14 protein-coding genes and 1 rRNA gene are annotated in these 24889 nt (G+C 73.6%); 3 read left to right on the plus strand and 12 right to left on the minus strand.

All coding sequences use genetic code 11. The annotated features are described in order from the left end of the window. Window positions 1-1647 (minus strand): S8 family serine peptidase (locus tag ACIQOW_RS39265; protein ID WP_401092726.1); only part of this gene is annotated, 1647 nt, incomplete at its 3' end. A 152-nt stretch (window positions 1648-1799) separates the two neighbouring features. Between ACIQOW_RS39265 and ACIQOW_RS39270 the strand changes: the two genes are divergently transcribed. After that, window positions 1800-6536 (plus strand): ATP-dependent helicase, encoded by a 4737-nt coding sequence (locus ACIQOW_RS39270; RefSeq protein WP_401092727.1) that lies wholly within the window; start codon window positions 1800-1802, stop codon window positions 6534-6536. Window positions 6537-6633: 97 nt separating this feature from the next. Here ACIQOW_RS39270 and ACIQOW_RS39275 read toward each other — a convergent pair whose 3' ends face one another. The 9 genes from ACIQOW_RS39275 to ACIQOW_RS39315 form a co-directional block, all read right to left on the minus strand. Further along, window positions 6634-6855: a hypothetical protein gene (locus ACIQOW_RS39275; protein WP_401092729.1), complete on the minus strand. Its 222-nt coding sequence runs from the start codon at window positions 6853-6855 to the stop codon at window positions 6634-6636. Window positions 6856-6988: 133 nt separating this feature from the next. Then, window positions 6989-7357, minus strand: a complete 369-nt coding sequence (locus ACIQOW_RS39280; RefSeq protein ID WP_030290911.1) for a helix-turn-helix domain-containing protein — start codon at window positions 7355-7357, stop codon at window positions 6989-6991. Window positions 7358-7670: 313 nt separating this feature from the next. Then, the gene (locus ACIQOW_RS39285; RefSeq protein WP_401092731.1) at window positions 7671-8153 is read right to left on the minus strand and encodes a CinA family protein; all 483 of its coding nucleotides are present in this window, start codon (window positions 8151-8153) and stop codon (window positions 7671-7673) included. Between the two features lie 17 nt (window positions 8154-8170). Continuing rightward, the gene (gene pgsA / locus ACIQOW_RS39290) at window positions 8171-8809 is read right to left on the minus strand and encodes a CDP-diacylglycerol--glycerol-3-phosphate 3-phosphatidyltransferase (protein WP_188299750.1); all 639 of its coding nucleotides are present in this window, start codon (window positions 8807-8809) and stop codon (window positions 8171-8173) included. Next, window positions 8806-10311 carry a 30S ribosomal protein S12 methylthiotransferase RimO gene (rimO, locus tag ACIQOW_RS39295; RefSeq protein ID WP_401092733.1) on the minus strand — a complete coding sequence of 502 codons (1506 nt, stop codon included), beginning with the start codon at window positions 10309-10311 and terminating at the stop codon, window positions 8806-8808. The genes pgsA and rimO overlap by 4 nt, the downstream gene beginning before the upstream one ends. 96 nt (window positions 10312-10407) lie before the next feature. Beyond that, window positions 10408-11274 carry a helix-turn-helix domain-containing protein gene (locus ACIQOW_RS39300; protein ID WP_401092735.1) on the minus strand — a complete coding sequence of 289 codons (867 nt, stop codon included), beginning with the start codon at window positions 11272-11274 and terminating at the stop codon, window positions 10408-10410. A 302-nt stretch (window positions 11275-11576) separates the two neighbouring features. Next, on the minus strand, window positions 11577-14252 hold the full coding sequence (locus ACIQOW_RS39305; protein ID WP_401092737.1) for a DNA translocase FtsK: 2676 nt from the start codon (window positions 14250-14252) through the stop codon (window positions 11577-11579). A gap of 146 nt (window positions 14253-14398) precedes the next feature. Continuing rightward, window positions 14399-15037, minus strand: coding sequence for a response regulator (locus ACIQOW_RS39310; RefSeq protein ID WP_401092744.1), 639 nt, complete (start codon window positions 15035-15037; stop codon window positions 14399-14401). A 293-nt stretch (window positions 15038-15330) separates the two neighbouring features. Then, complete coding sequence (locus ACIQOW_RS39315; RefSeq protein ID WP_401092746.1) at window positions 15331-19842, minus strand: HAMP domain-containing protein; 4512 nt, start codon at window positions 19840-19842, stop codon at window positions 15331-15333. A 575-nt stretch (window positions 19843-20417) separates the two neighbouring features. Between ACIQOW_RS39315 and ACIQOW_RS39320 the strand changes: the two genes are divergently transcribed. Both ACIQOW_RS39320 and ACIQOW_RS39325 read left to right on the plus strand, forming a co-directional pair. After that, complete coding sequence (locus ACIQOW_RS39320) at window positions 20418-22979, plus strand: SpoIIE family protein phosphatase (protein WP_401092739.1); 2562 nt, start codon at window positions 20418-20420, stop codon at window positions 22977-22979. A 306-nt stretch (window positions 22980-23285) separates the two neighbouring features. Next, a complete protein-coding gene (locus ACIQOW_RS39325; protein WP_401092741.1) occupies window positions 23286-23849 on the plus strand; it encodes a GPR1/FUN34/YaaH family transporter in 564 nt (187 codons plus the stop codon). A 60-nt stretch (window positions 23850-23909) separates the two neighbouring features. Here ACIQOW_RS39325 and ACIQOW_RS39330 read toward each other — a convergent pair whose 3' ends face one another. Both ACIQOW_RS39330 and rrf read right to left on the minus strand, forming a co-directional pair. Continuing rightward, the gene (locus ACIQOW_RS39330) at window positions 23910-24755 is read right to left on the minus strand and encodes a phosphatase PAP2 family protein (protein ID WP_401092743.1); all 846 of its coding nucleotides are present in this window, start codon (window positions 24753-24755) and stop codon (window positions 23910-23912) included. Between the two features lie 59 nt (window positions 24756-24814). Beyond that, window positions 24815-24889, minus strand: a 5S ribosomal RNA gene (gene rrf / locus ACIQOW_RS39335); the annotation flags it as partial.

Below are 24889 nucleotides of genomic sequence, written 5' to 3' on the forward strand. Positions count from 1 at the left end.
GGTCATTTGTCCACCCCCCCCCGCCCCGCGGGCCCCCCCCCCACCCCCGGCGCCCCCCAAAAACCACCCCCCCCCCGCCGCCCCCCCCCCCGGCCCCCCCCCCGCCACCCCACCCTCCCGAAAGCCCCCCGACAACCACAGAACCCCCGCCCCGAAGTACTGCCGCTCCCCACACACCCGCGGCCCCGAAGGACACCCCGAAACCGCCGCCCCCGCCAGCACCCCCGCCAGCCCACCCGCCCCCAGCTCAGGATGCGACGCCGCCACCACCGCCACCGCCCCCGTCACGTGCGCGGCCGCCATCGAGGTCCCCGCCAACGCCACGTACTGCCCGCCCGGCCAGTCGGAGACGATCGCCCCCTGCGGCCCACCGTCCGGGTCACCCCCGGGGGCGGCCAGCGAGACCCGCCCGCGCCCGTAGTTGGAGTACCCCGCCGGATGCCCGTCCCGGTTGACCGCCGTCACGGTGACCACCCCGGGCAACTCGCCGGGAAGGCGCACGCACTCGGTGCCCAGGTGCCGGACCCGCGCCGCCCCCGAGGCCCGGTCGTTGGGGCTGCGCTCGTCGGTCCGCGGGGCTCCCAGGTCCTGACCGTCGTTGCCCGCCGAGGCGACCACCACCGCACCCTTGCGCTGGGCGTACCCGGTGGCCCGTCCGACGGCCGCGATCAGCGCGGCCTGGTCCCGGTCGTCCGGGCAGTTGTACTTCCACGGGTCGGCGAAGTAGCTGTTGTTGATCGCCCTGGCCCCGTGGTCGGCGGCCCAGAGCATGCCGCAGACGATGTTCTCGGCGTAGTACTGCCCGAGCGGCCCGAGCAGCCGGACGGCCGCGATCCGCACGCCCGGCGCGACCCCGGCGACACCGTGGCCGTCCCTGGCCGCGCCGACGATCCCGGCGACGTGGGTGCCGTGGCCGCTCTCACCGACCCCGGGGTCCGGCCGCCAGGCACCGGTACGGGCGTCGGGCCGGCCGTCGGCGCAGGAGACGGAGGCCTTCGGGTCCACGGCGGCCCGCAGGTCCGGGTGGGTGTCGTCGACGCCCGAGTCCAGCACCGCGACCAGCACCCTGTGCAGCGCCTCGGCGCTCGGCGCGACCCCGGCGGACACCGTGGATCCGTCTCCCGCCCGCACGCCGGCTCCCCCGACCATGGCCAGGTTCCAGGCACCGTTCTCCCCCGGATCGGCCACCGTCGTGGTCTCCCCGTCCGCCCGATCGCCGCCACCGCCGGCCTCACCGCCCCCACCCCGCCCCGCCCCGGCCGTGAAGTCCCCCGCACCCGCCACCGCCCGCGGCGGCGCGACCACCGGCGCGGTCCTGGTCGCCCCGACGGCGGCGATCCCCGGCCTGGCCCGCACCCGGTCGGCGAACCCCCCGGCCGCGTACACCAGGGCGGCCCCGATCTGCGGGTACTCCTGCACCACCTGCCCGCCCGCCGCCCGGCTCGCGGCCCCGGCCAGGTCCGCGCCGGCGGCGTCCTCGCCCTCGGCCAGCACCAGGTAGCTGAGGTAGGCCCGCCCGGTCCCGGACACGTACGGAACGGCGCCGCCCACCACGAGTGCCGTGAGCAGCATCGCGAGCAGCGCCCGGGCGGGCCCGCGGACCCGGCGGCGCCGGGCGGTCCCGCCCGACGGGTGCGCCTGCGCCATCGCACGGCCTCCGCTCGTCGGTCCGGTGGGTCACGGGTGGATCAAGCTTCCGATTTCTCACCATATGAGCGGATCATCACTCCTGCCCTTTGGCTTGCACCCCCACCCCCGCCGCACCCCCGCTTGTCAGTCCCACCCGGCACCATGGGGGCATGGCGCCCCAGCACCCGACCCAGCCCGCCCCCGACCCCCTGGCCGGCTTCGCCCCGGCCACCCGGGCCTGGTTCGCCGGCGCCTTCTCCGCCCCCACCGCCGCCCAGGCCGAGGCCTGGCAGGCCATCCGGCGCGACACGGACGTCCTGGTGGTCGCCCCCACCGGCTCCGGCAAGACCCTGGCCGCCTTCCTCTCCGCCCTCGACCGTCTCAGCAGCACCCCGCCCCCGGCGGAGACCAAGCGCCGCTGCCGGGTCCTCTACGTCTCACCGCTCAAGGCCCTCGCGGTGGACGTCGAACGGAACCTGCGCGCCCCGCTGACCGGCCTGCGCCAGGCCGCCGTCCGGCTCGGCCTGCCCGAACCCGAGGTGCAGGTCGCGATCCGCTCCGGCGACACCCCGGCCGCCGACCGCCGCCGCTTCGCGACCCACCCGCCGGACATCCTGATCACCACCCCCGAGTCGCTGTTCCTGCTGCTCACCTCCGCCTCCAGGGAGGCGCTCCGCGGCGTGGACACGGTGATCCTGGACGAGGTGCACGCCGTCGCCGGCACCAAGCGCGGCGCCCACCTCGCCCTCAGCCTGGAGCGGCTGGACGAGTTGCTGGACCGCCCGGCCCGGCGGATCGGCCTGTCCGCGACGGTCCGTCCGGTCGAGGAGGTGGCCCGGTTCCTGAGCCCCCGGCGCGGCGCCACCGTGGTCCAGCCCACCGCCGCCAAGGACTTCGACCTCTCGGTGGTGGTCCCGGTCCCCGACCTGGACGACGTGCCCGCCGCCCCGGCCACCGGCGGCGCCGCCGGCAGCGACCCGCAGAAGCAGTCCTCCATCTGGCCGCACGTCGAGGAGCGCATCGTCGACCTGGTCGAGGCGCACCGCTCGACCATCGTCTTCGCCAACTCCCGCCGGCTGGCCGAGCGGCTGTGCAACCGCCTGAACGAGATCGCCCACGAGCGCGCCACCGGCACCGCCGTCCCCGAAGCACACGCCCCGGCCCAGCTGATGGGCGGCTCCGGCGCGGCCAAGGGCGCGCCACCGGTCATCGCCCGGGCCCACCACGGCTCCGTCTCCAAGGAGCAGCGGTCGCTCGTCGAGGAGGAGTTGAAGGCCGGCCGGCTGCCCGCCGTGGTCGCCACCTCCAGCCTGGAGCTGGGCATCGACATGGGCGCCGTCGAGCTGGTCGTCCAGGTCGAGTCCCCGCCCTCGGTCGCCTCCGGCCTGCAACGGGTCGGCCGGGCCGGGCACCAGGTCGGCGCGGTCTCCACCGGCGTCTTCTTCCCCAAGTACCGCGGCGACCTGGTGCAGTCCGCCGTGGTCACCGAGCGGATGCGGGCCGGCCGGATCGAGGCGCTGCGCATCCCGCGCAACCCGCTGGACGTGCTCGCCCAGCAGCTGGTCGCGATGACGGCCCTGGACGAGTGGCCGGTGGACGAGCTGCTCGCCGTGGTCCGCCGCGCCGCACCCTTCGCCACCCTCCCCCAGTCCGCCTTCGACGCCGTGCTCGACATGCTGGCCGGCCGCTACCCCTCGGACGCCTTCGCCGAGTTGCGCCCCCGCGTGGTGTGGGACCGGGTGGCCGGTACGGTGACCGGCCGCCCCGGCGCCCAGCGCCTGGCCGTCACCTCCGGCGGCACCATCCCCGACCGCGGCCTGTTCGGCGTCTTCATCGCCGGTACGGCCCCCGAGGAGGCCGGCGGCCGGCAGGAGGGGCAGCGCGCGGCGCCTCCCAGGAAGGGTGGCGGCGGGCGACGCGTGGGCGAGCTGGACGAGGAGATGGTCTACGAGTCCCGCGTCGGCGACGTCTTCACCCTCGGCACCAGCTCCTGGCGGATCGAGGAGATCACCCACGACAAGGTGCTGGTCACCCCCGCCCCCGGCATCCCCGGCCGGCTCCCGTTCTGGAAGGGCGACAGCCTCGGCCGGCCGCTCGAACTCGGCCGCGCCCTCGGCGCGTTCACCCGCGAGCTGGGCGGCATGCGGCCCGAGGCCGCCACCGAGCGGCTCAGGCAGGCCGGCCTGGACGACTGGGCCGCCGCCAACCTGCTCGACTACCTGGCCGAGCAGCGCACCGCCTGCGGCCACCTCCCGGACGACCGCACCATCGTGGTCGAGCGCTTCCGGGACGAGCTCGGCGACTGGCGGATCGTCATCCACTCCCCCTTCGGCGCCCAGGTGCACGCCCCCTGGGCGCTCGCCCTCGGTGCCCGGCTGCGCGAGAAGCACGGCCTGGACCCGCAGGTCATGCACGCCGACGACGGCATCGTGCTCCGTCTGCCCGACGCCGACCTGCTGGCCCCCGACTTCGACTTCGGCGCCCCCTCCCAGCAGTCGAGCCCGGACGAGGCCCCGGTCGGCGCCGACGCCGCCCTGTTCGACCCCGGCGAGATCGAACAGCTGGTCACCGACCAGGTCGGCGGATCCGCCCTGTTCGCCTCCCGCTTCCGCGAGTGCGCCGGCCGCGCCCTGCTGCTCCCCCGCCGCAGCCCAGGCCGCCGCACCCCGCTGTGGCAGCAGCGCCAGCGGGCCTCCCAACTGCTCGAAGTGGCTTCCGAGTACGGCTCGTTCCCGATCGTCCTGGAAGCCGTCCGAGAGTGCCTCCAGGACGTCTTCGACGTCCCCGGCCTGGTCGAGCTGATGGGCGATCTGGAGTCCCGCGCCGTCCGGCTGGTCGAGGTCACCACCACCGAGCCCTCGCCCTTCGCCCGCTCCCTGCTGTTCGGCTACGTCGCCCAGTTCCTCTACGAGGGCGACTCCCCGCTCGCCGAGCGCCGCGCCGCCGCCCTCTCGCTCGACTCCCGGCTGCTGTCCGAACTCCTCGGCCAGGCCGAGCTGTCCGAGCTGCTCGACCCGCAGGTGCTCGCCGAGCTGGAGGCCGAGCTCCAGCGCCTCACCCCTGAGCGCCGGATCAGGGACGCGGAGGGCGTCGCCGACGCCCTGCGCCTGCTCGGCCCGCTCACCGAGGCCGAGTTGACCCTCCGCGGCGCCGATCCGCTCTGGGACCTGGAGCTGGAGGCCGCCCGCCGGGTGATCCAGGTCCGGATCGCCGGCGAGCGGCGCTGGGCCGCGATCGAGGACGCCGGACGGCTGCGCGACGCACTCGGCACCCCGCTGCCGGTCGGCGTCCCCGAGGCCTTCACCGAGCCGGTCAAGGACCCGCTGGGCGACCTGATCGCCCGCCACGCCCGTACCCACGGCCCGTTCACCGCCGCCGAGGCCGCCGCCCGCTTCGGCCTCGGCACCGCCGTCGTCACCGGCACCCTGCACCGGCTCACCGCGGCCGGCCGCCTGGTCCAGGGCCAGTTCAGGCCCGCCGAGAACCACACCGCCCCGGAGTGGTGCGACGCCGAGGTGCTGCGCCGGCTGCGCCGCCGCTCGCTGGCCGCCCTGCGCCAGGAGGTCGAGCCGGTCCCGCCCCGCGCCCTGGCCGCCTTCCTGCCGCAGTGGCAGCACCTGGCCGGCCACCGGCTGCGCGGCCCGGACGGCCTGCTCCGGGTGGTCGAACAGCTCCAGGGCACCGCCCTGCCCGCCTCCGCGCTGGAGAAGCTGATCCTCCCGGCCCGGCTCGCCGACTACTCCCCCGGCCTGCTGGACGAGCTGACGGCGGCCGGCGAGATCGGCTGGTGCGGGGCCGGCGCACTGCCCGGCAAGGACGGCTGGCTCAGCCTGCACCTCGCCGAGAACGCCCACCTGCTGCGCCCCGAGCCCGTCCCGCCCGCGCTCACCCCGGTGCACAGCGCCCTGCTGCGGGCGCTGGCCGGCGGCTACGGCCTGTTCTTCCGCCAACTCGTCCAGCAGCTCCCGGAGGAGACCGCCGAGCCCGAGGTCGTCGAGGCGCTCTGGGACCTGCTCTGGGCCGGCTACGTCACCAACGACACCCTCGCGCCGCTGCGCGCCCTGCTCGGCTCCGGCCGGACGGCGGGCGCCACCGCCCACCGCGCGCCCCGGTCCACCCCGCGCGGCCGCTACGGCGGCGCCGGACGGGCCTTCGGCCGGGCCGGCGGCACCCTGCGCAGCGGCCCGCCGACGGTGGCCGGGCGCTGGTCGCTGCTGCCCGCCTTCGCCGCCGACCCGACGGTCCGGGCCACCGCCCGGGCCCAGGGCCTGCTCGACCGGCACGGCCTGCTCACCCGGGGCACGGTGGCGGCCGAACGGGTGCCCGGCGGCTTCGCCGGGGTGTACCGGGTGCTCGCCGCGATGGAGGAGCGCGGCCGGGCCCGCCGGGGCTACTTCGTCGAAGGCCTGGGCGGTGCCCAGTTCGCCATGGAGGGCGCGGCCGACCGGCTGCGCTCGGTCAACGGCCGGCTGGAGCGGGCCAGGGCCGCCGAGTGGCCGGCCGCCACGGCCGGTGAGCCGCCGCAGACGCTGGTGCTGGCCGCCGCCGACCCGGCCAACGCCTACGGCGCCGCGCTGCCCTGGCCGGAACCGCCCACCGCCCCCGGCGGCAAGGAGTCCACGGCCCACCGTCCCGGCCGCAAGGCGGGTGCCCTGGTGGTCCTGGTGGACGGCGAGCTGGTGCTGTACGTCGAGCGCGGCGGCAAGTCGCTGCTGGCCTGGCCCGAGGACGAGGCCACCCGGGCGCTGGCCGCCGGGGCGCTCGCGGCCGCCGTCCGCGAGGGCGCGCTCGGCAGCGTCACGGTGGAGCGGGCCAACGGCGTGCCCGCCCTCGGCTCGGACCTCGGCCGGGCCCTGGAGGAGGCCGGCTTCCACGCCACCCCGCGCGGTCTGCGGCTGCGCCCCTGACCGGCGCGGTCCCGGCCGGGGGCACGAGGAGCGAACAGGGACGGGAAGCGCCGGAGGCCGCGGGGTCGTCGACCCCGCGGCCTCCGGCCACGTCGAATCACCCGATCGGCGGCGGCTGCGCCTCCACCGGTCCCGCCGGCTCCGCGTCGCGGCGCCGGGCCGGTCCGGTCGCGTTCCGGTCGGCGTGGACCGGAATGAGACCGAGTCCCCAGCCGCCGGCCGCGAGCAGCCCGAGCGCCGCTCCGTCGGCCAGCTGTCCCCGGATCACCAGGAGCCACCAGGCGGTCCCGGCCACCGAGGCCGCCAGGATCCACCGCACCGGGCGCCGCACCTGAAGGATCAACCGCGCCCGGGCCCGTATTCGGGCCGTCGGGCGCGTCCGTACGTCTGTCCGCACGACCGCCCTCCCTTCGCTCGCCCCGGGCAGGGGCGCCCGGGAGTCGAGGCCGGGATCAGGCGGCGACCACGTCCATCGCGGCGGCCTTGGGCGACATGTTCGCCCGGTCGGCGCCGGGGGCGGGCAGCGGAACCGGTTCGAGTACCGGCCTCAGCAGATCACCTTCGGAGAGGGTGGCCATCGCCGCAAGTTCGGCGAGCGACAGTTCGTCGCTGACCTCGCGCATGACCTCGGACATCCGGACGTCGAGTGCGTCGCAGATGGCGGAGAGCAGCTCCGAGGAGGCCTCCTTCTGTCCCCGCTCGACCTCGGAGAGGTATCCGAGCGAAACCCTCGCGGCCGCCGACACCTCGCGGAGTGTGCGGCCCTGGCGCTGGCGCTGCCGACGCAGTACATCGCCCAGTAGGCGACGGAGCAGGATCATCGGTGCCTCCCTCCTCGGACTGCGGATCGAGATGTCACGACCCCACCGTACCGCCTTGCCCGCTTCGCGTGCGGGGACCCTGGTCGTGTTCACTGTGGGCTGCAAGGCCGTCCCCCTCCTGGTTCCGGTGTCGCACCCGGGTTCGCGGGCCCGTCGTGGTACCCGATGCGGCCCACCCGGCCACCGTCACGCAACTCGTTCGCCACCTGGTTTCTGCCCAACCAGGGTGTTGGATGTAACACGATCCTCCAGCTGTCCCATGCCCGCGCCCCTGATCGGCAGATCCGGTTCGGTGGAGTTCCCGCTGCGGGCCCTATCCTGCGAGCCGGCCGAGAAGCAGCTCCAGCGCGGCTGTCACCGCCCCGTGACGGATTGTGGCACGCCCGCCGGACAGCAGGGGAGAACTGACCAGAGTTCCCCCCGGGCCGGCGACGGCCAGGTGTACGGTGCCCACCGGCTGCCCGTCCTGCGGCTCCGGCCCGGCCACCCCGGTCGTCGCGAGCCCGTACGTGGCCCCGAGCAGGCGGCGCACACCCTCGGCCATCTGCCGCGCCACCACCGGGTGGACCGGCCCGTACACGTCCAGCAGTCCCTCGTCCACCCCGAGTACCGAGGCCTTCAGCTCGGTCGCGTACGCGGTGACCGAACCCCGGAAGGTCGTGGACGCCCCCGGGACGTCCACCAGAGCGGCGGCCAGCAGGCCCCCGGTCAGCGACTCGGCGACGGCAAGCGTGCCGCCCTCGGCCCGCAGCGCGGCGTGCGCCCGCTCGGCCAGCCCGTACTCCCGCTCCGCCACCCGGTTCCCCCCGTCGCTCAGCGGCCCGACTGCGCCGCGGCCTGTCCTTCGCGGCGCAGTCGCAGCGCCTGTCCGATGTAGTCCAGCGCGGTGCCGACGGTCAGCAGCACCGCCAGCGCCATCAGCACGGCCCGCCCGGTGGCCAGCCAGCCGGTCAGCTCCAGTACGTACATGCCGACCGCGGTGCCCTGGGTCAGCGTCTTGAGCTTGCCACCGCGGCTGGCCGGGATGACCCCGTAGCGGATCACCCAGAACCGCATCAGCGTGATGCCCAGCTCGCGGGCCAGGATCACCGCGGTGACCCACCAGGGCAGGTCGCCGAGCAGCGAGAGGCCGATCAGCGCCGCGCCCATGATCGCCTTGTCGGCGATCGGGTCGGCGATCTTCCCGAAGTCGGTGACCAGGCCCTTGCGCCGGGCCAGCTCACCGTCGAACAGGTCGGTGATCATCGCGATCGCGAACGACGCCCAGGCGACCGAGCGCCACTTGGGGTCGTGCCCGCCGTCGGCGAACAGCAGCGCCACGAAGACGGGCACCAGCAGCACCCGGACCATGGTGAGCACGTTGGCGATGTTCCACACCCCCGGGACGGCCGGCACCGTGGCCGCCGGTCTGCCCGGGTGGGCCGCGGCCGTGGCGCCGGGCCCCTTGGTCATTCCCCGGCTCCCGAGGCCTCGGCCCCCGCGGTCCTGGGCAGCCGCACCTGCTCCAGCGCCTCGGCGATCAGGTCGACGCCCTCGCTGGCGACGACCTTGGCCCGCCAGAACTGGCCGACCTCGGGGGCCTCGACCCCGGCGAGGGTGGTCAGGCCGTCGGTCTCCGGGGCCTGGTGGGCGGCGCGGCCCTCGACCACGTCGTCCTCGACCGACTCGATCAGCACCTCGACCTCGGTGCCGATCCGCTGCTCGGCCCGCTGGGCGGTCATCTCCTCGGCCAGCCGGCTCAGCCGGTCCAGCCGGTCGGCGACCACGTCCTCGGCGAGCTTGCCGTCGTAGGTCGCGGCCTCGGTGCCGTCCTCGTCCGAGTAGCCGAAGACGCCGATCGCGTCCAGCCCGGCGTTCGTGACGAAGCGCTCCAGCTCGGCGAAGTCCTCCTCGGTCTCACCGGGGAAGCCGACGATGAAGTTGGACCGGGCGCCGGCCTGCGGGGCCTTGCCGCGGATGGTCTCCAGCAGTTCCAGGAACTGGTCGGTGGAGCCGAAGCGGCGCATCCGGCGCAGCACGGCGGGCGCCGAGTGCTGGAACGACAGGTCGAAGTAGGGCACCACGTCGGTGGTCCCGGTCATCGAGTCGATCAGGCCGGGGCGCATCTCGGCCGGCTGGAGGTAGGAGACCCGGACCCGCTCGACGCCCTCGATCCCGGCGACCTCGCCGAGCAGCGTCTCCAGCAGCCGGATGTCGCCGAGGTCCTTGCCGTACGAGGTGTTGTTCTCGCTCACCAGGACGATCTCGCGCACGCCCTGCCCGGCCAGCCACTGGGCCTCGTGCAGCACGTCGGACGGGCGGCGGGAGATGAAGGAGCCGCGGAAGGCCGGGATCGCGCAGAAGGAGCAGCGCCGGTCGCAGCCGGAGGCGAGCTTGACCGAGGCGACCGGGTTGTCGTCCAGCCGCTTGCGCAGGGTGCGCGGCCCGGAGGCCGGGGCGAGGCCCTCGGGCAGGTCGGTGATCGGCTCGGCGGCGGCCTCCGCGCCGTGGCCGGGCAGCGCGACGGCCTCGGCGGCGGTCTGCCGCTCGGCCGGGCTGACCGGCAGCAGCTTGCGGCGGTCGCGCGGGATGTGCGGGGCGTGGTGGCCGCCGGAGAGGATGGTCCGGAGGCGGTCGGAGATGTCCGCGTAGTCGTCGAAGCCGAGCACGCCGTCCGCCTCGGGCAGCGCGTCGGCGAGCTCCTTGCCGTACCGCTCTGCCATGCAGCCGACCGCGACGACGGCCTGGGTGCGGCCGTGCCCCTTGAGGTCGTTGGCCTCCAGCAGGGCGTCCACGGAGTCCTTCTTGGCGGCCTCGACGAAGCCGCAGGTGTTGACGACTGCGACGTCCGCGTCGGCGGCGTCGTCGACGAGCGACCAGCCGTCGGCTTCCAGTCGCCCGGCGAGTTCCTCGGAGTCCACCTCGTTGCGGGCGCATCCGAGCGTGACAAGGGCGACAGTACGGCGTTCAGGCATAGGCCCAAGATTAACGCGCGGGCTCCGGTGCCGTTCGCCCCGGAGGCCGCGCGCCTCGGATCAACTGATCATCACCGGGCCGTCCGGCCCCTGTGGTCAGCCCGCCTGCGGGTCTCCGGGGGTGTACGTGACGTGCACCACCTGGCCGTCCTTGCCGAGGAGGCCCAGGTCCTTCCCGTTGACGTACGCGTGCACGGCCCCGCCGTTGCCCAGCACCAGCTTGATCTGCCTGGGGTCGGTGAAGGTCTGGTCCTGGCCGTCGCCGATGTTGTTCTGGAACAGCGACTTGCCGTTGCCGTCCATCGCCGAGACCCAGCTGGTGCCGCCCTCGGCGACCAGCTTCACGGTGACCTTGTCGGCCGGGACGGCGGCGATCGCGGCCGCGCTCGGCGCGGGCGCCGGCGGCTGGACGGCGGGCGTGGTGGCGGGGGCCACCGAGCCGGTCCCCGAGCCGCTGGGCAGCGGCGCGCTGGCCGATCCCGTGGTGCCGTGCCCGCCCTTGCCGCTGACCAGGTTGAAGCCGATCAGGGCGACCACGGCGACGATCGCGGCGACCATGGCGGCCGCCCAGTTCGGCCGGCTGCGGCCGGGCACCTTGATCGGGCCGCTGTCGATCAGCTGGCTCGCCGGGCGCTTCGCGGCCGGCGAGCCGCCGTGCGCGGCGTCGTACCGGGCGACCAGCGCCTCGCCGTCCAGGCCCACCACCCGGGCGATCAGACGGATGTGCCCGCGGGCGTAGAAGTCGCCGCCGCAGCGGGCCCAGTCGTCCTGCTCGATGGCGTGGACGATCGGCACCCGCACCCGGGTGGCGGTACTCACCTGGTCCACCGTGAGCCCCGAGTCGATCCGGGCGGTGGACAGCACCCGGCCGATGCTCGGGGCATCGGCCGCCTGCACCACGTCGTCGGTCGGCTCGACGGACGACGGGGCGTTCTCGCGGTCGGAGGACTTGCCGATGGTCACGGGGCACGCCTTTCGAGCGGATGGCCACCTGCTGGGGAACAGTCTAGGGGCGGGGGCGGATCGTTTCTCAAGCGGAACGGGCCCGAATGCGCGCGCCCGATCCGACCGGGGTCCGGCACCGCGCTGACGAGCCGTCGGCGCAGCCGCGCGGGGAGCCCGGAGTTCGCTTTCCGCCGTGTGACGCGGCGTACGGACGTTCGGTTCCCCACCCGGCGCCTACCCTCCTCCGAACGAGTGATACCTCGCTCAGGACACGGGCCGGGCCCCGCGGTGCACCGGACGGCCCCGCGGGACACCGCCCCTCAGCCCCGCAGGGTCACCAGCACCCCGTCCAGCTCGTCCGGCTTCACCAGGACGTCGCGGGCCTTGGAGCCCTCGCTCGGGCCGACGATCCCGCGTGACTCCATCAGGTCCATCAGCCGGCCCGCCTTGGCGAAGCCGACCCTGAGCTTGCGCTGGAGCATCGAGGTCGAGCCGAACTGTGTGGAGACCACCAGCTCGGCCGCCTGGATCAGCAGGTCCAGGTCGTCGCCGATCTCCTCGTCGATCTCCTTCTTCGGCCCGGCCCCGGCCATCACGTCGTCCCGGTAGACGGCGCTCAGCTGGTCCTTGCAGTGCTGCACCACCCTGGCGATCTCCGCCTCGGTGACGAACGCGCCCTGCATGCGGATCGGCTTGCTGGCGCCCATCGGCAGGAAGAGCGCGTCGCCCTTGCCGATCAGCTTCTCCGCGCCCGGCTGGTCCAGGATGACCCGGGAGTCGGCCATCGCGGAGGTCGCGAAGGCCAGCCGGGACGGCACGTTGGCCTTGATCAGACCGGTGACCACGTCCACCGAGGGCCGCTGGGTGGCGAGCACCAGGTGGATGCCGGCCGCACGGGCCAGCTGGGTGATCCGGACCACCGAGTCCTCGACGTCGCGCGGCGCGACCATCATCAGGTCGGCCAGCTCGTCGACGATCACCAGCAGGTACGGGTAGGGCTTCAGCTCGCGCTCGCTGCCGAGCGGCGGGGTGACCTTGCCGGCCCGCACGGCCGCGTTGAAGTCGTCCACGTGCCGGAAGCCGAACGCCGCGAGGTCGTCGTAGCGCATGTCCATCTCGCGCACCACCCACTGGAGGGCCTCGGCGGCCTTCTTGGGGTTGGTGATGATCGGCGTGATCAGGTGCGGGATGCCCTCGTACGCGGTCAGCTCGACCCGCTTGGGGTCGACCAGCACCATCCGCACCTCGTCCGGGGTGGCCCGGGCGAGGATCGAGGTGATCAGGCAGTTGATGCAGGACGACTTGCCCGCACCGGTCGCACCGGCCACCAGGATGTGCGGCATCTTGGCGAGGTTGGCCATCACGGTGTGGCCCTCGACGTCCTTGCCCATGCCGACGACCATCGGGTGCGTGTCCTCGGCGGCCGTGCGCGAGCGCAGCAGGTCGCCGAGGTTGACCATCTCGCGGTCCCGGTTGGGGATCTCGATGCCGACCGCGGACTTGCCCGGGATCGGGCTGATGATCCGCACGTCCGGGCTGGCCACCGCGTACGCGATGTTCTTGGCGAGCGCGGTGATCCGCTCCACCTTGACGGCCGGGCCCAGCTCGACCTCGTAGCGGGTGACCGTCGGGCCCCGGGTGAAGCCGGTGACCCTGGCGTCCACCTTGAACTCGGCGAAGGTGCCGGTGAGCTGGGCGACCACCTCGTCGTTGAGGGCACTGCGGGCCTTGGCCGGGCCGCCACGGTCCAGCAGGTCGGGCGAGGGCAGCGTGTAGGTGATGCCCTCGCCGAGCTGGAGCTGCTCCATCCGCACCGGCGCCTCGCCGTGCGCCTCGGGAGCGCCGGGGCCGCCGCTGCGGGCGGCCGGGACGGCGGGCTCCTCCGGCGGGGCGGTGCGGTCCTGCACCTGGTGCATCATGTCCGCCACCGCGGAGGAGGCGGGCACCCCGTAGACCAGCGCGCCGTCCAGGTCGGCGGCCGCGCCGGCGGCCAGGTCGCGGGTGGCGTACGGGTCCAGCGGCTCCTTGTCCAGGGAGATCCGCTCGGCGTCCTCCGGGTCCTCGGCCGGCTTGCGCCGGCGGCGGCGCCGGCGGGCGGCCACCTCGTCCCCCGGGTCCTCACCGTCGGTGTCCACGGTGAACGGCAGCGCGTCGGGGTCGGCGTCCTCCGGCGGATCGGTGGACAGCTCGTGCTCCGGCGTGCGCCCCCAGCGCTGCTCGTCCTCGGGCCCGGGCTCGACCACGCCGAGCCGTATGCCGAGCGCCCGGATCCGCTCCGGGATGCGGTTGACCGGGGTCGCGGTGACCACCAGCAGGCCGAAGAAGGCCAGCAGCAGGAGCAGCGGCACGGCGAGCGCGGGCCCGGCGGCGGCCATCATCGGGGTGGACGCGGCCCAGCCGATGATCCCGCCGGCCGCCCTTATCCGGGAGGCGCCGCCGCCCATCATGGGCGCGCCGCAGCCGATGTGGACCAGGCCGAGGACGCCGACCAGCAGCGCGCCCAGCCCGATCATGATCCGGCCGTTGGCCTCCGGCAGCCCCGGGTGGCGCCAGAGCCGGATCGCCATCGCGGCCAGCAGGAACGGCACCAGTACGTCGAGCCGGCCGAACAGCCCGGACACCACGGCGGTGGCCCCCTCGCCCAGCCAGCCCTGCGGGCTGAACCAGGTGCCGGCCGCGGTCACCAGCGCGAGCGCGAACAGCAGCAGGCCCAGGCCGTCCTTGCGGTGGGCCGGGTCGAGGTTCTTGGCCCCGTCGCCGAAGCCCCGGAAGAGCGCGGCGATCGGGCTCGCGAGGGCGTTGAGCGTGCCCATCAGCAGCGACCTGGACGGTTTGGGCGGGGGTGCGGCCGGCTTCGCCGCCGTCCTCTTCGCGGGAGCCGCCTTCTTCGCCGCCGCCTTCTTCACGGGCGGCTTGCCCGGGGCCTTCGCCGCGGCCTTCTTGGACGGTCCCGGAGTCGGCTTACGTGCTGCGTTCCCGGGCGTGCGAGTGGCCATGGGTCAGCAGCCTACCGGGGCGGGCGACCACTGCACATGTGCCCGAGCCCGGGCGACCTGACGTGTCGCAGACACACCGTCACGCTGACCGGGTTTCACCCGGTCGTGTTACCGGGCCACCCGGACGGGTGAACGGTGGCGGGGGGTCAGGAGCTGCCGGGGCGCATCGCGTCCAGCGCCCGGCGCAGCCCGGCGAGCTTGCGCTCCAGGTGCGCCGCGGTGGCGGCCACCCCGGCGTCCTCGGCCCCGTCCAGCTGCTTGCCGAGCGCCTCCGCCTGCTCCTCGACCGCCGCCAGCCGCGCGGACAGCTCGCCCAGCAGCGCCCCGCCGAGGTCCTGCTCGCCGCCGCCCTCCTCCAGTCGCAGCCGCAACAGCGCGGCCTGCTCCTTCAGCTGGCAGTTCTTCGCGTACAGGTCGACGAAGACGGAGACCTTGGCGCGCAGCACCCACGGGTCGAAGGGCTTGGAGATGTAGTCCACCGCACCGGCCGCGTAGCCGCGGAAGGTGTGGTGCGGACCGTGGTTGATCGCGGTCAGGAAGATGATCGGGATGTCCCTGGTGCGCTCACGGCGCTTGATGTGGGCGGCGGTCTCGAAGCCGTCCATCCCCGGCATCTGGACGTCCAGCAGGATCACCGCGAAGTCGTCGGTGAGCAGCGCCTTGAGCGCCTCCTCGCCGGAGGCCGCGCGCACCAGCGTCTGGTCCAGCGCGGAGAGGATCGCCTCCAGCGCCAACAGGTTCTCCGGTCGGTCGTCGACCAGGAGGATCTTGGCCTTCTGCATCAGGGCTCGCCCTCCTGTCGCCTGCCTGCCGCCCGGTGCAGGCACCCGCGTACTGCCCACCGCTACCCCGGTCATGCTAGCCGCACCCCCTCGTCCGGCACATCGCTCCGTCGTGACCCGATCCGGAGCGGCGCGCAGCCAGTGCTCCGGCGCGCGCTCACCAGCGCGTCGCCATCCGGTCACTGTTCGCAACGATCGGTGACCCTACCCGGTTCCCGGGCCCGACCGCCAGCAAACCGGCCGACCGGGAGGCGTGAACGGGGGAGCCCGATCCGGAGTTCACGCCTCCCCCGCGGTCACGCGCGGTCCGCGCTCAGCCACTCGTGCATCACGGACAGCAGGTGGTCGGTCTCCACCGGCTTGGTGATGTGGTCGGTGGCGCCCGCCTCCAGCGACTTCTCCCGGTCGCCCTTCATCGCCTTGGCGGTCAGCGCGATGATCGGCAGGCCGGCGAACTGGGGCATCCGACGGATCGCCTCCGTGGTCGCGTAGCCGTCCATCTCCGGCATCATGATGTCCATCAGGACCAGCGCCACGCTCTCGTGCTGCTCCAGCATCTCGATGCCCTCCCGGCCGTTCTCGGCGTACAGGACGGTCAGGCCGTGCTGCTCCAGCACGCTGGTGAGGGCGAACACGTTGCGGACGTCGTCGTCCACGATCAGCACCTGCTGGCCGTCGAAGCGCCGGGCGTCGCCGGCCGGGCGGGGCTGCGCCGGCTCCACCGCCCGCGGCCCCGCGGCGCTCTCCAGGGCGGCACTGCGCCGGCGCTCCACCGCGCCGCGGCGGCGCTCCTCGGCCATTTCCCTGACCTCCTGGGCCCAGTGGTCGGCCGGGTTCTCGCCGACCGGCACCGGCAGGCCCAGCGGGGTCACGCCGACCGAGGCGCGCGGCCCCGCGAGGCTCGGGGAGGGTGCCAGCCGCAGCTCGCCGAAGACCTCAGGGGCCTCGGAGCGCAGCGGCAGGTAGAGCGTGAAGGTGGAGCCCTTGCCCAGCTCGCTCTCGGCGTGGATCTCGCCGCCGAGCAGCCGGGCGATCTCGCGGCTGATGGACAGCCCGAGGCCGGTGCCGCCGTACTTGCGGCTGGTGGTGCCGTCGGCCTGCTTGAACGCCTCGAAGATCTCCCGCAGCTTGTTGTCGGGGATGCCGATGCCGGTGTCGGAGACCGAGAAGGCGATCAGCTCGTCGTCCGGGCCCTGGATCGAGCCGGACTCCAGCAGCCGCTCGCGCACGTGCTGCGGGACCTCGGCGCCGGCCCGCCGGATCGAGAAGTCGACGGCTCCGGAGTCGGTGAACTTCACCGCGTTGGAGATCAGGTTGCGCAGCACCTGCTGGAGCCGCTGCTCGTCGGTGTGCAGGGTGACCGGCAGGGCGGGCGAGACCCGGACGGCGAAGTCCAGGTTCTTGTCCAGCGCGACCGGCTGGAAGGTGGCCTCCACGTAGTCGACCAGCTGGACCAGGGCGATCCGGGCCGGGCGGACGTCCATCTTGCCGGCCTCGACCTTGGACAGGTCGAGGATGTCGTTGATCAGCTGGAGCAGGTCGGAGCCCGCGCCGTGGATGGTGTCGGCGAACTCGACCTGCTTGGGCGAGAGGTTGCCCTCGTTGTTGTCGGAGAGCAGCTTGGCCAGGATCAGCAGCGAGTTGAGCGGGGTGCGCAGCTCGTGCGACATGTTGGCGAGGAACTCGCTCTTGTACCTGGAGGCCAGGGCGAGCTGCTCGGCGCGCTCCTCCAGGACCTGCCGGGCCTCCTCGATCTCGCTGTTCTTGATCTCGATGTCGCGGTTCTGCTGGGCGAGTTGCTCGGCCTTCTCCTGCAACTCCTCGTTGGTGCGCTCCAGTTCCTCCTGGCGCGCCTCCAACTCGGCGGACCGCATCGAGAGTTCGGCGGTCAGCCGCTGGGATTCCAGCAGCAGGCCCTCGGTCTTGGTGTTGACGCTGATGGTGTTGACCGTGACACCGATCAGGTCGGCGATCTGGTTAAGGAAGTCCAGCGCGACGGTGGTGAAGGAGCTGAAGGTGGCCAGCTCGATCACGCCCAGCATCCGTCCCTCGAACAGCACCGGCAGCACCACGATGTGGGCCGGGGAGGCCTCGCCGAGCCCGGAGGCGATCTTCAGGTACCCGGGCGGCGCCTCCTTGAGGATGATCGCCCGCTTCTCCACCGCGGCCTGGCCGATCAGCGACTCGCCGGGGCGGAAGGTGGTCGGCATCGCCCGCCGCTGGTAGCCGTAGCTGCCGATCAGGCGCAGCACGGTGTCGTTCTCGTCGTCGTCCTCGGTGATCAGCTCTGCGGTGCGGCCGGCCGGCTGGGCGAGGAAGAAGGCGCCGTGCTGGGCGGAGACCACCGGGGTCAGCTCGGTCATGATCAGCGAGGCGACCGCCTCCAGGTCCCGGCGGCCCTGGAGCAGGCCGGAGATCCGGGCCAGGTTGGTCTTGAGCCAGTCCTGCTCCTGGTTGGTGCGGGTGGTCTCGCGCAGGTTGGCGATCATCTGGTTGATGTTGTCCTTGAGCTCGTCGAGCTCGCCCGCGGCGTCCACGTCGATCCGCAGGCTCAGGTCGCCCCTGGTGACCGCGGTGGCGACCTGGGCGATCGCGCGCACCTGCCGGGTCAGGTTGTTGGCCAGCTCGTTCACCGACTCGGTGAGGTCCTGCCAGGTGCCGTCCACCCCGGGCACCCTGGCCTGGCCGCCGAGCCGCCCGTCGGTGCCCACCTCGCGGGCGACCCGGGTGACCTCGTCGGCGAACGCGGAGAGCTGGTCGACCATGGTGTTGATGTTGGTCTTGAGCTGGAGGATCTCGCCGCGCGCGTCGACGTCGATCTTCTGCGAGAGGTCGCCGCGGGCGACCGCGGTGATCACCAGCGCGATGTTCCGCACCTGGCCGGTGAGGTTGTTGGCCATCTGGTTGACGTTGTCGGTCAGGTCCTTCCAGATGCCGGCCACGCCCGGCACGCTCGCCTGACCGCCCAGGGTGCCGTCGGTGCCCACCTCGCGGGCCACCCGGGTGACCTCCACCGCGAACGAGGACAGCTGGTCGACCATGGTGTTCAGGGTCGCGGCGAGCGCCGCCACCTCGCCCTGCGCGTCGATGGAGATCTTCTTGGAGAGGTCGCCGCGGGCCACCGCACCGGCCACCTCCGCGATGTTCCGCACCTGTCCGGTCAGGTTCGACGCCATGAAGTTGACGTTGTCGGTCAGGTCCTTCCAGATGCCCGACACCCCGCGCACCCTGGCCTGGCCGCCCAGGATGCCCTCGGTACCCACCTCGCGGGCGACCCGGGTCACCTCGTCGGCGAACGCCGACAGCTGGTCGACCATGGTGTTGACGGTCGTCACCAGCTCCAGGATCTCGCCCCTGGCGTCGACGGTGATCTTCTTGGAGACGTCGCCGCGCGCCACCGCCGTGGTCACCTCGGCGATGTTGCGGACCTGACTGGTCAGGTTGTTGGCCATCAGGTTGACGGAGTTGGTCAGGTCCTTCCAGATGCCGGCCACGCCGGGCACGCTGGCCTGGCCGCCGAGGATGCCCTCGGTGCCGACGTCCCGGGCGACCCTGGTGACCTCGTCCGCGAAGGCGCCCAGCTGGTCCACCATCGTGTTGATGGTGTTCTTCAGCTCCAGGATCTCCCCGCGCGCGTCCACCTGGATCTTCTGCGACAGGTCGCCCTTGGCGACCGCGGTCGTCACCTGGGCGATGTTTCGTACCTGATCGGTGAGGTTGTTCGCCATGAAGTTGACGTTGTCGGTCAGGTCCCGCCACACCCCGGCCGCCCAGGGCACCTGCGCCTGCCCGCCGAGCCGTCCCTCGGTGCCCACCTGACGGGCCACTCTGGTCACCTGTTCGGCGAAGCCGGAGAGCTGGTCGACCATCGTGTTGATGGTGTTCTTCAGCTCCAGCATCTCGCCGCGCGCGTCCACCTCGATCTTCTGCGAGAGGTCCCCGCGGGCCACCGCCGTGGTCACCTGGGCGATGTTGCGGACCTGGCCGGTCAGGTTGTCGGCCATGAAGTTCACCGAGTCGGTCAGGTCCCGCCAGACCCCGGCCACGCCCGGCACCTGGGCCTGACCGCCGAGCCGGCCCTCCGTCCCCACGTCCCTGGCCACCGTGGTGACCTGGGCGGCGAAGCCGTTCAGCTGGTCCACCATCGTGTTGACGGTGTTCTTCAGCTCCAGCATCTCGCCGGCCACCTCGACGGTGACCTTGCGGGACAGGTCGCCCTTGGCCACCGCCGTGGTCACCTGGGCGATGTTGCGGACCTGGGCGGTCAGCCGGCCCGCCATGGTGTTGACCGAGTCCGCCAGGTCCTTCCAGCTGCCGGACACGCTGCGGACCTTGGCCTGGCCGCCGAGCTTGCCCTCGGTGCCGACCTCGCGGGCCACCCGGGTCACCTCGTCGGTGAACTCGGAGAGCTGGTCCACCAGCCCGTTGACGGTCCGGCCGATCTTCAGGTACTCGCCGCGCAGCGGGTGGCTCACGCCGTTGCTGTGCAGCGAGCGCAGCTCCATCTTCTGGTCCAGGTCGCCCTCGGCGATCGAGGTGAGCACCCGGCCCACCTCGGACATCGGGCGCGCCAGGTCGTCGATCAGCGCGTTGCAGTTGTCGACCGCCGCCATCCAGGCGCCTTCGCCCGCGCCGGTCTCCAGCCGCTCGTTCAGCCGGCCCTCGCGGCCCACCGCCCGCCGCACCCGCGCCAGTTCACCGGTCAGGTGCTGGTTGCGCTCGGCGACCTCGTTGAACACCGCGGCGATCTCCGCCAGCGGCCCGTCCCCCGGGACGGTGAGCCGACGGCGGAAGTTGCCGTCGCGCATCGCGGTCAGCGCGGACAGCAGCTTGCGCAGTTCGGCGGGCTCCGCACCACGGTTGTGGCTCGGAGCCCGCCGACCGGCCGCGTTCCGCGGCACGGCCCCGGGGCGCCCGCCGCGCGGGACGGGCGGCGTCGTTCCGGTTACGTCCTTGGTGGCCGAACTCAACGGACCCCTCCCACATCGTGAACTGTCCGGTTGACCGTCCGTGCCGGTGCGGCACGCACCCGGGCACCGGCCCGGCTGGGCTGCGTGCCGGCGGCCCAGCGCGCACCGGCACCCACACGACCGTACTGCTCCCACCGGCCGTCGCGGACCCCCCAGTCTGACAGCACCGGCGCCGGGTGCACGGCCGGTTGCGCTCGGTTCGTACCGCACCGTCCGAAACAGGTGGGCAGAATCACCCTCTGGTGCCAGTTTCGACTCCCCGTCCCCACGGGGAACCAAGCGGAAAGTAGGGTGGAGCGCTGCACCGGGCCACGACCCGACCCAGCGCCGCCGCTCACCCCGACGGCGCGCACGGGGATTCGGCGCCGCACCCCGGACAGCCAGGGCCAGAGCAGCAGAGGAGAAGTGGCAACGTGGTCACCGCACGCGCAGCCGCCACCTTCGCCCCCGACGGCCGGTCCGCGGCCGCCGCCCGGGGCTTCGTCCGGGAGGCGCTGCTCGGCTGGGGCCTGCCCGAGGTCGTCGACGACGCGGTCGTGCTGGTCAGCGAGCTCGTCACCAACGCCGTCGTGCACGCCGGCACCGCCGCGGAGGTCTGCTGCCTGCGCGAGGAGGAGACCGTCCGGATCGAGGTCACCGACCACCATCCCGAGCGTGGCCTGCCCTCCCTCGGCGACGGTCCGGTCACCGCCTCCGACCGCTACGCCGACCCCGACGGCGAGGGCGGCCGCGGTCTGCTGATGTGCTCCGCCCTCGCCGAGCGGTGGGGCGTCGAGTACGCGGCCGGCCGCAAGACCGTCTGGTTCCGCCTCCAGCTGCCCGCACACGTGCTCGGCACCCGCTACGCCGTTCCCGCCACTCCCGGCAGCGACCTGCCCAGCGGCCCCGGCCCGGTGCACGTCGCGGTCGTCCAGCTCGACGAGGACGGCCGGGTGCTTGCCTGGAACCCGGACGCCGAGGCGCTCTTCCAGTACCCCGCCGCCACCGTCCTCGGCCGCCCCTGGGCCGACCTCGCGGTCTGGCCGCAGTCCCCCGTCCGCGGCCTCGGCCTGACCGACACGCTGCGGATGGCCCGCTGGGAGGGCGGCTACGGCATCCGCCGCCAGGACGGCCAGGAGGTCGAGGTGTACGGCGTCCAGGTCCGGCTGCGCGACACCGAGGGCGTCCCGTCGACCCTCTGTCTGCTCGTCCTCGAACCCGACCGCGCGGTGCTGCGCTCCCCCGCCCGCACCCTGCCCGGCGAACGCCCCGACCCGGCCGGCCCCCGGCTCGACCTGCTGTCCGGCCCGGTCGCGACCGACGACCTGGACACGCTGCTCCAGCGCACCGTCGAACGCGCCCGCGACCTGCTCGACGGCGACGCCGCGTACCTGCTGCTCACCACCGACGACGAGGCCGAGTTCGAGGTCCGCGCCGCCACCGGCCTCACCGCGGGACACCGCCGGCACGCCCGCTTCCCGGTCGAGACCGGCAACCGCTACGACTCCGCCCGACTGCCCTCCGTCCACGAGGACCTCGCCGCCCGGCCCACCGGCATGCCCCTGCTCTCCGACAGCGGCATGCGCTCCCTGGTCACCGTCCCGCTCAAGGTCGAGGGCCGGCTGATCGGCTCGCTCGGGATCGCCGCCACCGGGCCCGGCCGCTACGACAACGAGGACGCGCTGCGCCTCCAGTTCGCCGCCGACCGGGTCGCCCTCGCCGTCGAGAGCACCCGGCTGACCGAGCTCGAACAGCTGCGCCGCGGCTCCCTCTCCTTCCTGGTCGAGGCCTCCGACCTGCTGGCCGGCACCCTCGAACACGAGCAGACGCTCGCGCTGATGGCCCAGATGGCCGTCCCCACCCTGGCCTCCTGGTGCGCCGTCTACACCACCGCCGACCACACCTCACCGGCCCGGCTCGCCTTCGTCCTGCACGAGGACGAGGACCGCATCGACCCGTTGCGCGACCTGCTCGACAAGACCCCGGCGCCGGAGGCCGGCCCCACCCACGGCGTCCGGTTCTGGACCGCGCCCGTCGAGACCGCCGAGGCCGGCGGCCTCACCGACGGCCCCGGACTGGCCGGGCTGCTCGGCGAGACCGTCGTCCTCGCGCTGACCGCCCGCAACCGCGTGATCGGCCTGCTGGTGCTCGGCGTCGCGGCCGGCGTCCGGTTCCGCCAGGAGATCCTGGAGCTCGCCGAGGACCTCTCCCGGCGGGCCGCCCTCGCCCTGGACAACTCCCGCCTCTACTCCGAGCGCACCGCCACCAGCCAGGCCCTCCAGCGCAGCCTGCTCCCGCCGGACCTGCCGGAGATCCCCGGCGTCGAGGTGGACGTCTACTACCAGGCGGCCGGCGAGGGCAACGAGGTCGGCGGCGACTTCTACGACCTGTTCACCATCCGCGAGGGCACCTACGGCTTCGCCATCGGTGACGTCTGCGGCACCGGCCCCGAGGCCGCCTCGGTCACCGGCCTGGCCCGGCACTCGCTGCGGCTGCTCGCCCGCGAGGGCCTGGACGCCCCGCAGGTGCTGCGCAGGCTCAACGCGGCCATCCTGGACGAGGGTTCGCGCAGCCGCTTCCTCACCCTGCTCTACGGCGAGCTGACGCCCCGCCCGGACGGCAGCACCGAACTCTCCCTGGTCTGCGCCGGCCACCCGCTGCCGCTGCGGCTGCGCACCGACGGCCAGGTGGACCGTGCCGCCACCCCGCAGCCGCTGCTCGGCGTGATGGACGACCTCGACCTCACCGCCGAGCACCTGGTGCTCGCCCCGGGCGAAGTCCTGCTCTGCGTCACCGACGGGGTCACCGAACGCCGCGAGGGCCGACGGATGCTGGGCGACGACGGCCTCGCCGAGGTGCTCACCGGCTGCACCGGCCTGACCGCCGGAGCGGTCGCGGCGAGGGTGCAGCGCGCGGTCGAGCGCTTCGCCCCGGAACCGCCCTCGGACGACATGGCGATCCTGACCCTGCGGGTGCCCATCCAGCGCCGGGCTTGAGCGCCGGGCCTGAATGCCGGGCCTGAATGCTCCGCGCGGCCGACGGGCCACTTGCGCAGTCACATAGTCACAAATTGTTATATTCACAAGGGTACAAGCGAGCGGTGCCCGGGTAGACCGATCCCACCGGGGAATCCCTCCGGCGGGGACGTGACCAGCGGCTCTCCGCTGGCCATCACTTCCGACCGCCGCCCGCGCACGCTCACCGCCGTGCGCCTTCGGCGCGGTCGCGCGCATCCACACCCACCGACACCACACCACAGCGTCACTGCGCCCTGCGCGCGCCCAGAGTGAAAGGAGCCTCCGGTGAGCAACGACGCTACCGGGGCAACGAACGCCCGCTCCACCGGAGCCGACGCGGGTAACCTCGGCTACCTCGCACTCGGCCTCACACTTCTCGCCTACGGCCTGCTCTCCACCGGCGTCCTGCACGGCACCGGAGTCGGCAGCGCGGCCCCCCTCGCCCACCTGCTCGGCGGCGTCACCCTCTTCGTCGCGGGCCTCTGGCAGCTCCGCGGCGGCGAGGGCTTCACCGGAACCGCCTTCACCAGCCTCGGCGCCTTCTGGGCCACCTGGTCGGCGGCCGGCGGGGCCGGAAAGAACGCCGCCGGACTCTTCCTGCTGCTGTGGGCCCTGCTCGCCCTCACCCTCACGGCGGCCGGCTGGGGCGCGGGCCTGCTCAGCCGTGCCGTCTACGGTCTGCTGACGGTCTCCCTGGTGCTCTCCGCCATCGCCACCTTCGGAGGCTACGGCGGCCTGGCCAAGGTCGGCGGCTGGGTCGCGGCCCTCTCCGGGCTCGCCGCCTGGTACTGGGCCACCTCCGCACTGAGCAACGGCGCCTGGGGGAAGATCGCCCTGCCGGTGAAGTGACCGGCCCGGATCCGGCGTGACCGCGGTTCGACCGCGGCCGGCCCTCGCTTGAGTCCTGGTTCAGCCGACCTGTTCCAGCCGCTCCTCGGCGGTGCGGCGGGGCCCGGTCTCCGCCTCGGCGGAGGCCCGGCCCCTTCGGCGTGCCGCGAGGGCCTGGACGGCGTAGGCGAGGAGCAGGATCACCACGGCCACGATGCCGTCCGACCAGAAGTGGTTGGCCGTCACCACCACCACGGCCACCGTCAGCACCGGATGCAGCACCATCACCCAACGGAGTGAACTGCGCGACACCCGGATCACCGCGACCGCCGCCAGCACGCACCAGGCGACGTGCACCGAGGGCATCGCCGACAGCTGGTCGGCCACCACGACACCGCCGACCGCACCGCCGTACACCGACTGCCCGTACTGCGCCGCCACGTCGACGAACCCGTTCTGCGGCAGCATCCGCGGCGGGGCGACCGGGATGAACTGCACCACCAGGCAGACCGCGGTCGTGATCACCACCGTGTTGCGCACCCACGCGTAGCGCTCGCGGTGCCGCAGGAACACCCAGAGCAGCACGCCCAGCATGACGGTGAAGTGCATGGCCGCGTAGTAGTAGTTCGCCAGCCTCACCAGCACCGGGTACGGCGTGACCGCCTTCTGCCAGGAGGCCTCGTCCGGTAGTCCGATCACCTGCTCGGTGTGGTGGATCCAGCTCGCCCGGTCCAGGGCATGGTCCGTGCTCATCACCGAGAGGTGCCCGACCAGCTGCCAGAGCGCGAACAGCGCCAGTAGCGTGCCGGCCTCCCGCAGCAGCGCGGACAGAGCAGGCCTCCGGCCCTTCGCCACGGCGTAGGCGCCCGCATGGAAACCGATCGCGGCGACGCCGGCGGACTGCCAGGTCAGGGTCAGGTTCTGCATTGGCAGAGGGTAACGCAAAAAGCCCCTTCCCAGATGGGAAGGGGCTTTTCGGAATAATTGTTCGGCGGCGTCCTACTCTCCCACAGGGTCCCCCCTGCAGTACCATCGGCGCTGTAAGGCTTAGCTTCCGGGTT

Origin of the sequence: Kitasatospora sp. NPDC091335, from assembly GCF_044757205.1 — a bacterium.
Lineage (GTDB): Bacteria > Actinomycetota > Actinomycetes > Streptomycetales > Streptomycetaceae > Kitasatospora.

Coding starts and splice junctions, on each gene's coding strand:
- rimO (WP_401092733.1), bottom strand. CDS start 10,311: ATGCCTGAACGCCGTACTGTCGCCCTTGTCACGCTCGGATGCGCCCGC.
- ACIQOW_RS39270 (WP_401092727.1), top strand. CDS start 1,800: ATGGCGCCCCAGCACCCGACCCAGCCCGCCCCCGACCCCCTGGCCGGC.
- ACIQOW_RS39280 (WP_030290911.1), bottom strand. CDS start 7,357: ATGATCCTGCTCCGTCGCCTACTGGGCGATGTACTGCGTCGGCAGCGC.
- ACIQOW_RS39305 (WP_401092737.1), bottom strand. CDS start 14,252: ATGGCCACTCGCACGCCCGGGAACGCAGCACGTAAGCCGACTCCGGGA.
- ACIQOW_RS39315 (WP_401092746.1), bottom strand. CDS start 19,842: ATGCGCGACGGCAACTTCCGCCGTCGGCTCACCGTCCCGGGGGACGGG.
- ACIQOW_RS39330 (WP_401092743.1), bottom strand. CDS start 24,755: ATGCAGAACCTGACCCTGACCTGGCAGTCCGCCGGCGTCGCCGCGATC.
- pgsA (WP_188299750.1), bottom strand. CDS start 8,809: ATGACCAAGGGGCCCGGCGCCACGGCCGCGGCCCACCCGGGCAGACCG.